The organism is Streptomyces sp. XH2, assembly GCF_049725035.1.
In the GTDB taxonomy this organism is placed as follows: domain Bacteria; phylum Actinomycetota; class Actinomycetes; order Streptomycetales; family Streptomycetaceae; genus Streptomyces; species Streptomyces roseoverticillatus.
On sequence record NZ_JBMMMZ010000021.1, the window covers coordinates 1 to 1847 of the forward strand.

A 1847-nucleotide genomic window follows, 5' to 3' on the forward strand; every position below is an offset into this window, starting at 1 on the left:
GATTTCGCCGCTTCCGTCGCGCACGCCCGGCGGGCCCCGGCGAGGGGGCGGGGGGCCCGGCCGTTGTCGTAGGGGCGTGGGACGATGAACACGTTCGCGCTCGCAGCCCGTACCCAGCAGGAGCCACATCATGGACTACGCCCGTATGCGCGCCATCGCCGAGGAACTGATGGAGCACGCTCCCGAACCGATCAGGGGCTTCGAGATCGCCGGCAACGAAATCGTCATGATGATGTCGCCGTCCAGGTTCCACGACTTCAACGCTATGCGCCTCAGCCGTCAACTGGACCGCCAGCTGCCCGACGGGTTCGTGGCCTTCCCCGGCGGCGACATCGAAGACGCATCGCTCGGCAAGCTTCGCCGCCCCGACCTGATCGTCGTGTCGGACGAGGTCTTCGGCGAAGAGAACGAACCGTTCAACCCACGCGACCTGTCTCTGGTCGCCGAAATCGTCTCCCCCTCCAACCACAGCAACGACTACACGGACAAGATGGACGAGTACCCGGCCATGGGCATCCCGCTCTATCTCCTGATCGATCCCCGCAAGGGGTCGGTAGCGGTGATGTCCGACCCCGGACCTGGTCCGGACGGGCGCCCCTGCTACCGGACACGCCACGACGGCGTCTTCGGCGACAAGGTCTCCGTAGGCCCCTGGACCGTCGACACCTCCGAGTTCCGTACGTACCCCTCCTGACGCGGCCTCCCCGAACCTCAACCCCCGATATTTCCCTTAGGGGATGTCACAGCTCGGCCGCAATGGCGGGCCCGTTCTCACCGCGCCGACTCGGCGTCGTCACGGAGCGGGTACGTTCGATACGTGGCTGGATTCAGGATGGGACGCGGACAGGGCTCGAACGACCCCGGGCCCGCGCAGCAAGGACAGCGCCCGGGGCCGTACCAGGCCCCGCATGGCGGCCAGGGCGGCGGACAGTGGCAGCAGTCTCCGCCGTACGGCGAGCCGGAGTACTTCGGCGGGGGCGGGCAGCCGCAGCAGGGGTACGGCCGGCAGCAGCCGTACGGGCAGGGCGGCGGTCAGGACCCGTACTACGGCCACGGTCAGCCCGGCCAGGGACAGCCCGGCGGCGGTCACCCCGGCCAGACCCAGCAGTTCAGCCTCGGCGAGGCCCCGGACGCGTACGGCGGAGATCCCTACGGCCAGGGCGACCCGTACGGCCGGGACGACTACGGCCAGGACCCGTACCACAACGCCCCCGCACCGCCCCCGGGCCCGCGCCTGCCGTGGAAGCAGTTGCTGACGGGCATAGTGACGCGCCCCTCCGCGACCTTCTGGCAGATGCGTGACCACGCCGTGTGGGCACCGGCGCTGATCGTCACCTTCGTCTACGGCCTGCTCGCCGTCTTCGGCTTCGACAAGGCCCGCGAGGACGTGCTGAACGCCTCGCTCGCCAACAGCTTCCCGTCGGTGCTGATCACCGGCGTGGTCATGATCCTCGCCGGGCTGCTCCTGGGCGCGGTCACCCACACGCTCGCCCGGCAGCTCGGCGGCGACGGCCTGTGGCAGCCGACGGTCGGGCTGTCGATGCTGATCATGTCGATCACGGACGCGCCCCGGCTGCTCTTCGCCATGTTCCTCGGCGGGGACAACCTGCTGGTGCAGGTGCTGGGTTGGGCGACCTGGCTGCTGGCCGGCTACCTGTTCACGTCCATGGTCAGCAAGTCGCACGACATCCCGTGGCCGAGGGCGCTGGGCGCCTCCGCCATCCAGCTGATCGCCCTGCTCTCGATCGTCAAGCTGGGCACGCTGTAGCGGCGCGCACGCAGAGGAGAGGGGCCCCGCCCCCGGGGACGGGGGGGGGGCCCCCAGCCCGGGGCGGGGGTCCGGGGTT

The 1847-nt window shown here is 70.1% G+C and carries 2 protein-coding genes; both read left to right on the forward strand.

The features are described from left to right. The first annotated feature begins 130 nt into the window (after nucleotides 1-130). Nucleotides 131-694 (forward strand): Uma2 family endonuclease, encoded by a 564-nt coding sequence (locus ACOTKD_RS34385; RefSeq protein WP_424892918.1) that lies wholly within the window; start codon nucleotides 131-133, stop codon nucleotides 692-694. A 138-nt stretch (nucleotides 695-832) separates the two neighbouring features. After that, the gene (locus ACOTKD_RS34390) at nucleotides 833-1768 is read left to right on the forward strand and encodes a Yip1 family protein (protein WP_424893006.1); all 936 of its coding nucleotides are present in this window, start codon (nucleotides 833-835) and stop codon (nucleotides 1766-1768) included. Nucleotides 1769-1847 lie beyond the last annotated feature (79 nt).